At 68.9% G+C, this 7068-nt stretch carries 9 protein-coding genes and 1 pseudogene; 5 read left to right on the plus strand and 5 right to left on the minus strand.

All coding sequences use genetic code 11. The features are described from left to right. Window positions 1–93: 93 nt before the first annotated feature. From FOY53_RS16880 to FOY53_RS16900, 5 genes are all read right to left on the minus strand, one after another. Window positions 94–1617 (minus strand): tripartite tricarboxylate transporter permease, encoded by a 1524-nt coding sequence (locus FOY53_RS16880; protein ID WP_146591035.1) that lies wholly within the window; start codon window positions 1615–1617, stop codon window positions 94–96. Next, a complete protein-coding gene (locus tag FOY53_RS16885) occupies window positions 1617–2057 on the minus strand; it encodes a tripartite tricarboxylate transporter TctB family protein (RefSeq protein WP_146591037.1) in 441 nt (146 codons plus the stop codon). The genes FOY53_RS16880 and FOY53_RS16885 overlap by 1 nt, the downstream gene beginning before the upstream one ends. Before the next feature lie 71 nt (window positions 2058–2128). After that, a complete protein-coding gene (locus FOY53_RS16890; RefSeq protein ID WP_146591040.1) occupies window positions 2129–3127 on the minus strand; it encodes a Bug family tripartite tricarboxylate transporter substrate binding protein in 999 nt (332 codons plus the stop codon). Window positions 3128–3542: 415 nt separating this feature from the next. Next, the gene (locus tag FOY53_RS16895) at window positions 3543–3890 is read right to left on the minus strand and encodes a hypothetical protein (protein ID WP_222435279.1); all 348 of its coding nucleotides are present in this window, start codon (window positions 3888–3890) and stop codon (window positions 3543–3545) included. Next, entirely contained in the window at window positions 3890–4312 is a 423-nt protein-coding gene (locus tag FOY53_RS16900; RefSeq protein ID WP_146591044.1) for a DUF6484 domain-containing protein, read from the minus strand. The genes FOY53_RS16895 and FOY53_RS16900 overlap by 1 nt, the downstream gene beginning before the upstream one ends. A 176-nt stretch (window positions 4313–4488) precedes the next feature. On the opposite strand from FOY53_RS16900, the gene FOY53_RS16905 reads away from it, so the two are divergent. The 5 genes and pseudogenes from FOY53_RS16905 to FOY53_RS16925 form a co-directional block, all read left to right on the plus strand. Then, window positions 4489–4911, plus strand: a complete 423-nt coding sequence (locus tag FOY53_RS16905; protein ID WP_146591046.1) for a hypothetical protein — start codon at window positions 4489–4491, stop codon at window positions 4909–4911. A gap of 3 nt (window positions 4912–4914) precedes the next feature. Next, window positions 4915–5538, plus strand: a complete 624-nt coding sequence (locus tag FOY53_RS16910; protein WP_146591049.1) for a MotA/TolQ/ExbB proton channel family protein — start codon at window positions 4915–4917, stop codon at window positions 5536–5538. Continuing rightward, window positions 5535–5939 carry an ExbD/TolR family protein gene (locus FOY53_RS16915; protein ID WP_146591051.1) on the plus strand — a complete coding sequence of 135 codons (405 nt, stop codon included), beginning with the start codon at window positions 5535–5537 and terminating at the stop codon, window positions 5937–5939. Before FOY53_RS16910 ends, FOY53_RS16915 begins: the two co-directional genes overlap by 4 nt. Continuing rightward, on the plus strand, window positions 5936–6337 hold the full coding sequence (locus FOY53_RS16920; RefSeq protein ID WP_146591053.1) for a biopolymer transporter ExbD: 402 nt from the start codon (window positions 5936–5938) through the stop codon (window positions 6335–6337). Before FOY53_RS16915 ends, FOY53_RS16920 begins: the two co-directional genes overlap by 4 nt. Beyond that, window positions 6334–7068, plus strand: a pseudogene (locus FOY53_RS16925) (hypothetical protein); the annotation flags it as partial. The gene FOY53_RS16920 and the pseudogene FOY53_RS16925, both read left to right, overlap by 4 nt.

Genomic DNA, 7068 nt, shown 5'->3' on the forward strand with positions numbered 1-7068 from the left:
ACGATACAACGGCCCGCTCCGGACCCAGGGTTCCGGAGCGGGCCGTTTGCAGTGACCTCGGCAAGGCGCGCCACCGCACGGCGCGCCGCCCTGTCAGGCCTCTGCTTCGGACGCGGTCTGCCGCGCCCGCCGCAGACCGCTCCAGACGCTTGTGATCAGGATCAATGCGGTCAGCACCAGCAGCACCGCGCTGACCGGGCTGGCAAGAAACACGTCGAAATTCCCGCGCGAGATCAGCATCGCCCGGCGAAAGTGTTCCTCGAGCATCGGGCCGAGCACAAAGCCCAGGATCACCGGCGCCAGCGGAAAACCGTAGCTGCGCGCGAAAAAGCCCAGCAGCCCCAGCAGCGCGACCAGCCAGACGTCGGTGGCGCTGTGGCTGACGCTGTAGGCGCCCAGGCAGATGAACACCAGGATCGCGGGCATCAGGATGTTGAACGGCACCAGCAGCAGCCGCGCCCAGACACCGATCAGCGGAATCGACAGCACCAGCAGCATCAGGTTGCCGATCCAGAAACTGACGATCAGGCCCCAGAACAACTCCGGCTCGTTCGCCATCAGCTGCGGCCCGGGCGAGATGCCGTTGACGATCAGCGCGCCCAGCATCAGCGCCATCGTGGCGCTGCCCGGAATTCCCAGTGCCAGCGTCGGGATGAAGGCGGTCATGTCGGCGGCATTGTTGGCGGCTTCGGGGGCTGCGACGCCCTCGATCGCGCCCTTGCCCAGGGCGTGGCGGTTCTTGGACGCCCGGCCCTCGACCGCGTAGGCCATGAAGGCCGCGATGGCGGGGCCGGTGCCGGGAAGGGTGCCGAAGAACGACCCGACACCGCTGCCGCGCAGGATCGGACCCAGAGTGGCGCGCGCCTCGTCCCGGGTCGGGATCATCGCACGAAAGGTGATGCCCTTGCGGTCAAACGCCCGGGTCCGCGCCTCCTTGATGGTGGCGATCACCTCGGAGACGCCAAAGACACCCATCGACACCGAAACCAGGGTGATGCCGTCCATCAGGTCGAGATTGCCGAAGGTCAGCCGACCGCGTCCGGTGTAAAGGTCGGTTCCGACCACGCCGATCATCACCCCGAACACCACCGTCGCCAGCCCCTTGGCCACCGACCCGGCGTTGATCGACGAGGCGGCGACCAGCCCGAACACGATCAGCGAGAAATACTCGACCGAGGAAAAGCCGGCCGCATACTGCGCGATGGGCGCGGTGAACAGCATGATGATCAGAATCCCGATGCTGCCTCCGATGAACGAGGCCGCGACCGCGGTCAGCAGCGCCAGGCTGGCGCGGCCCTGACGGGTCATCGCATTGCCGTCGATGCAGGTGACGGCGTTCGAAGTGGTGCCGGGGATGTTCAGCAGGATCGCGGTGATCGAACCGCCGAATGTCGAACCGTACCAGATGCCCGCCAGCAGGATCAGCCCCGAGGTGGCATCAAGCTGAAAGGCCAGCGGCATCAGCAGGGCGATGGCGGTGACGGCGCCGATGCCCGGCAGCACGCCGATAAAGATGCCGACGAGCACGCCCAGCGTGACATAGCCAAGGCTGACCAGCGAAAAGGCGGTTTCGAAGCCGATGGCGAGGTTGGCGGAGAATTGTGCAAAGATGTCCATCACGGCCGCCACTGCGCCAGAGGGATGTCGATCTTCAGCAGAAAGACAAAGACGACCCAGGACAGCGGCACCATCACCACCGCCATCGGCAGGAAAACCTGCCAGCGGCTGCCGCGGATGGCCAGAGCGGCAATGACGGTCGAGACGACAGCCGCCGGAACCAGCCCGAAGCGGGGAATGACCAGAGCAAAGGCCGCAACGGTGCCGATGGACATCCACAGGCTGCGGTGCGGGACCGGCGGCATCGCCATATCCCGCGCCAGCGCAGGTGCGGCGACGCCGGCACCCAGAGCGGCCAGCAGCACGCCGAGCCCCAGCGGAAACATGCCCGGCCCCATCTGCCGCAGCGTGCCGACCGGCAACGTCGCGACCGTATACGCCGCATAGGCCCCGCCCATCACGATCAGCGCCATCCCCGCCGCCAGATCCCGTCCCGTCATTGCCTGCTCCTTCACTTGATAGGTAAGGGGGCGCTCTGACCCGGCGCCCCCTGGTGGTGTCAGCGCGATCCTCAGCCCTCGATGGGCACACCGGCCTCGATGATGACCTTTTCCCACATCCGGGTTTCCTGCTGTTGGCGAGTGACCATATCGGCAGCGGTGCCGACATAGGGTTCGGCGCCGACCGCGGCCAGTTTGTCCTTGACCGCGGGCATTTGCAGGATCGTCTGCACGGCGGTTGTCAGCTTTTCCTTGACCTCGTCGGCCACGCCGATGGGGGCGGAATAGCCATTCCAGCTCGAGACGTCATAGGGGGCGATGCCGGCCTCTTCGACCGTGGGCAGATCCGGGAACAGCGCCGAGCGGGCGTTCATCGTCGTGGCGACCGGCAGCACCTGTGCGTTGTCGATGGCCGCCTTGGCGCCGGGAATGATCTCGAATGCCACGTCGACCTCGCCCCGCGCCACGCCGCCCATCAGTTCGGGAGTCGAGCTGAAGGGCACCACCACCGCGTCGATGCCGGCCACGCCGAGAAACAGCTTGGCCGCCAGAAACTGGGTGCTGCCGACCTGGACCGACCCGACGTTCAGCGCGCCGGGGTTGGCGCGGCCAAAGCTCACCAGATCATCGAGCGACGCGAACTGTCCGTCCGGTGCGACCACCACGACCAGCCCGAAGTTCGCCACCGGGGTGACCGGTTCGAAATCGTCGACCTGATCAAAGGGCTGGTTCGGCAGAAGCGTCTTCTTGATCGGACCCGAGGCCCCGACGTTGAGCAGCGTATAGCCGTCGTTTCCGGCCTCGCTCACCGACTGCGCGGCGACCGTACCGCCGGCCCCGGGCACGTTCTTCACGACAAACCGCTGACCCAGCGCGGTTTCCAGTTCCGGCGCGAGGGTGCGGGCGATGATGTCCGACACCCCGCCGGTGCCAAAGCCCAGCACGATGTCGACCGGCCTGTTGGGATAATCCTGTGCCGCAGCAGTGCCCAGACCCAGTGTCGAGGCGATGGCAGCGGCGGCGATCAGCAGGCCGCCTCGGGACAAGGCCCGTCTGGTTGTCAGTTTCATGGTGTTCCTCCTAGGTTATCCCAGCCCGGCCCAATCCCCGGGCGCGCGATCTCGGCACGTCGGGTCGGACCCAATTGCGGGGCTGCCCGATCCCGACCGCCAGACTGCGCCCGGGGGGCCGGCACTCCGGTCTGTACTATTGCACTGGCGGGCCCGCGGCGGCCCATTGGGACCGCGCCGCAGCCGATCAGATTCTTTGCACGCCCGGGACCGGTGGTGCAGAGGTTGCGGAATTCCATGACAAGGGTGGGCAAACCGGTTGGCCCGGTGCAAAGCCGGGTGTCCCCGTCAGGGCGGCGCATTCGGGCCGGTTTGCGCAGGGATGCACCGTGGCCTCGGGCAAGCCCGGGCGGCGGAGGCGTGCCGACCACATTGGCAAGGCTGCCCGCGCCGCGGGCGTCTGCGGACTGGCCGCCTAGAGCGGTGCGGGCAACTTGGCGCGCAGATACGCGCGCACGGCGTCGAGATCCAGGTCGAGCACGGTCAGGTGCCGCGCCGACGGCTGCATCATGCGCAGGACAAACAACTCTCCCGGTTCGGGAAATTCGTCATAACGTTCCTGGGCGATGGCATGCCCTTCGTCGCCGGCGATGCGCAGCCCGTCGAGATGGGCGTTCAGCCGTTCGATCAGGCGGTCCATCCGCTCTTCGTCCATGTCCGGGTTTTCTTCGGGGTGCAGCAGGTGCCAGTCATAGACGCACCACAGGTGGGCCGCCTCTTCGGCGTGACGACGGACAATATCCCTCAGAACCGGAGTGGCCATCAGTTCAGGTTCACCGAACCGCCGCGGATGTGGTTCGAACCCGAAGCATGGCTGACCAGATGGGTGCCGCGAATGGTGATATGGCCGTCCTTCTCCATCACGATGGCGGCTTTGCCGACCCGCAACTCGATCCGTTCCCGCGCGGTGACACGCACGGTTTCGCCGTCGCGGATCACGCTGGGCACCGTGGTCTGGCGCACCGGTTCGACGATCCGACCGATGATCAGAGGCCGGTCGCGGGCGCCGTCCTCGAACAGCAGCGCGATTTCCGACCCCGCGTCATCGGGGCCAAGCGCGCAGAGGCTGCGCGCCGGAATCGCCTGGTCCCGCGGATTGGACGGAAAGACCACAAGCGGCGCACCCTCGCGGAACCCGAGCAGCAGGCCGATCACCACACCGTCCACATGTTCCCTGACGTCCATCGCAATCTCCGGCAAGAACCTTAACCAATGGGTTCAGTATTCCACGCGCGCGGCGATTCACCAAGCGCGGTTTGCACGGCGCCGGCGACGGGCCGGGCTTTGCCGCCCGGAAGGTTCAAAAATGTCCAAGACCGCGCCGCGATCTGCTATTCCTGAGGCAGTGTGATTTGAGGAGGATGGCATTGAAACGACTCATTCCCGCCGTGCTGGCCGGTGTGCTGAGCGCGGGCACGGCCCCGGCACAGACCGGCAATCTGACGGTGGAACTCAACAAACTGGAAGTCGGAGAGGGCGGGACGTGCCGCGCCTTTTTCCTGTTTCGCAACGATCTGGGCCGCACGCTGGAGGCCTTTGAGTTGTCGCTGGCAATTCTGGACCGGCAGGGCATCATCGACCAGCTGCTGACCGTCGACGCCGCTCCGTTGCCGCTGGAGCGGACCACGCTGAAACTGTTCGAATTTCCGGGCATCGCCTGCGACGGCATCTCCGAAATCCTGCTGCATGACATCGCCGCCTGCCGCCCGCAGAACGGCGAGGACATGGACTGTTTCGCGGTGCTGAGCCTGCAGAGCCGGGCTGCCGCCGCGCTGGTGAAATAGGCGATGACCGGGCTTCAGGATCTGGGAACCGCCGGGCCGGTGCTGCTGGTGCTGGCGGCGCTGTCGCTGTTGTCGGTGGCGGTGTTTCTGGCGCGGCTGATGGCGCTGCGCGGGCTGGGGGCGGGGCGGCGGGCGCGCGACGACTGGCTTGCCGCGCTGGAACAGGGCGGCGTGGCGCCGCCGCCGCCGGACAGCCGTGCCCCGGCGGGCCGCATCGCCGCCCGCGCCGGAGAGCTGCTGTCGCGGGATGTGCCGGGTCCGGCGCTGGCCGCCGATCTGGAACAGTTGGGCAATGCCGAGGTCGGCGCGCTGGGGCGCGGCATCCGCCTGCTGGAGCTGGTGGGGATGATCGCGCCGCTGCTGGGTCTGCTGGGCACGGTGCTGGGGATGATCCAGTCGTTCCGGTCGCTGGAAATGGCCGAGGGCGCGGCCAATGCCTCGATCCTGGCAGGGGGCATCTGGCAGGCGCTCCTGACCACGGCGGCGGGGCTGGTGGTGGCGATCCCGGCGGTGATCGGTGCCGCCGTCCTGCAGGCGCGGGTCGAGGCCGGCACCGGCGAGATGGAGCGTCTGATCGGGCGGGTGGTGCTGGCGCACAGCCTGCGCGGCGGACCCCCCGGGTCATGAGCCTGATCCGGCAGGCAGGCCCGGTGCGGCGCATCACCCTGGTGCCGCTGATCGACGTGCTGTTCATCCTGCTGGTCTATTTCATGGTCACCTCGGTATACCGCGATCTGGACATGATCCCCATGGTCCGGGGCAGTGACCCGGGCGCAGGCGGCGTTGATGGCGGCGGCGGCGCGGTGACGAGCCTGCTGTTGCGGATCGACGCAACCGGACAGGTGGTGTCGCGCGGGCAGGTCCTGTCGCGCGACGCCCTGGCGGCGGCGCTGGCGCAGCCGGGGCAGCGGGTGCTGATCCTCCCGACCGGGGCGGCGCCGCTCTGGGCCCTGACCGAGGTGATGGACGCGGTGGCCGCGGCCGGTGTGCAGGACGCGCGGCTGGTGCGGCTCGAGGCGGCGGGATGAAGCTGCGGCGCCAGGATCACCGGCCCGCGCCCGAGCCGATCATCGCGCTGGTCGATGTGGTGTTCTTCCTGCTGGTGTTCTTTCTGCTGGTGGCGCGGCTTGACGCCTCGGCGCCGTTCGAGGTGCTGCCGCCCGTGGCCGTCTCGGGGCAGGATATGCCGGGGGGCGGCGTGACGCTGTCGGTGGCACAGGACGGCACGCTTGCGGTGAACGGCGCGGCGGCGGCGGCGGACTGGCTCGACCGGGTGCGCCGGGCGGCGGCGCGCGACGGGGCACGGCTGATCCGCATCAACGCCCATCGCGATGTGGCGCTGCGCCATGTGCTGCCGCTGGTCAGCGCGCTCGAACAGGCGGCACTGGGAGAGGTGGTGATCGTGGTCACGCCACCTGCACCATGAGGGGCGCGCGCCCGGCGCTGGCCCTGGCCGGGTCGCTGCTGGCGCACCTCTGTGTGGGCGCCGCGCTGTTGCCCTGGCTTGCACCGCGCCCCGTGCCGCAGCAGGCGAGCGGGCAGAGCCGCATCCTGCTGGCCACGGTTCAGGTGCGGCAGGGCCGCGCCGAGCAGCAGGTACCCGAGGCCGCCGACGCGGTCAGCGCCCGGGCAACGGGGGCGCGGATGGCAGGGCAGGGGGTGCCGCAGCGGCGCGCCGGGGCGGTGCGCCCCCAGGGGAAGATGCTGGGCGAAGCGGCGGCGCAGGGCGCACGCACCGGGCCGGTTGCAGCAGCGGGGCAGCCGGTGGCCGGAACCGACGCGGCGGGGGACCGACAGCGCGCCGCAGCGCCGGATTCAGAGCGGTTGGCGGCGGTATCTGCGGTGACAGAGTCCGTCTCGACGGTTGCGGTGGCCGGGATCCGGCAGGTGCCTGTCCTGCCCGAAGTCAGGCCTGCCAGCGCGCTGCCGGTGCCGGTGGCGGTTGTCGTTGGACTGAACATTGGCTCGGTGGTGCAGACAGCGGCAACGCCGCAGGGCGAGACCGTCGCGGCGGCAACGGTGGCAGGCCGGACGGTGCCGGAGGCGGCGGTTCATTTGCTGAGAGCCGACAGCGTGCAGGTGGCCGCGGCCCGGGGGCGCGCGCTCGTCGCCGCGGGACTCCCGGCAGTGGCCACAGCCCCGGCGGGCGGCCTCGCG

The organism is Puniceibacterium confluentis (genome assembly GCF_007923445.1).
In the GTDB taxonomy this organism is placed as follows: Bacteria; Pseudomonadota; Alphaproteobacteria; order Rhodobacterales; family Rhodobacteraceae; genus Puniceibacterium; species Puniceibacterium confluentis.

Coding starts and splice junctions, on each gene's coding strand:
- FOY53_RS16890 (WP_146591040.1), bottom strand. CDS start 3,127: ATGAAACTGACAACCAGACGGGCCTTGTCCCGAGGCGGCCTGCTGATC.
- FOY53_RS16900 (WP_146591044.1), bottom strand. CDS start 4,312: ATGGACGTCAGGGAACATGTGGACGGTGTGGTGATCGGCCTGCTGCTC.
- FOY53_RS16905 (WP_146591046.1), top strand. CDS start 4,489: ATGGCATTGAAACGACTCATTCCCGCCGTGCTGGCCGGTGTGCTGAGC.
- FOY53_RS16920 (WP_146591053.1), top strand. CDS start 5,936: ATGAAGCTGCGGCGCCAGGATCACCGGCCCGCGCCCGAGCCGATCATC.
- FOY53_RS16915 (WP_146591051.1), top strand. CDS start 5,535: ATGAGCCTGATCCGGCAGGCAGGCCCGGTGCGGCGCATCACCCTGGTG.
- FOY53_RS16910 (WP_146591049.1), top strand. CDS start 4,915: ATGACCGGGCTTCAGGATCTGGGAACCGCCGGGCCGGTGCTGCTGGTG.
- FOY53_RS16895 (WP_222435279.1), bottom strand. CDS start 3,890: ATGGCCACTCCGGTTCTGAGGGATATTGTCCGTCGTCACGCCGAAGAG.
- FOY53_RS16885 (WP_146591037.1), bottom strand. CDS start 2,057: ATGACGGGACGGGATCTGGCGGCGGGGATGGCGCTGATCGTGATGGGC.
- FOY53_RS16880 (WP_146591035.1), bottom strand. CDS start 1,617: ATGGACATCTTTGCACAATTCTCCGCCAACCTCGCCATCGGCTTCGAA.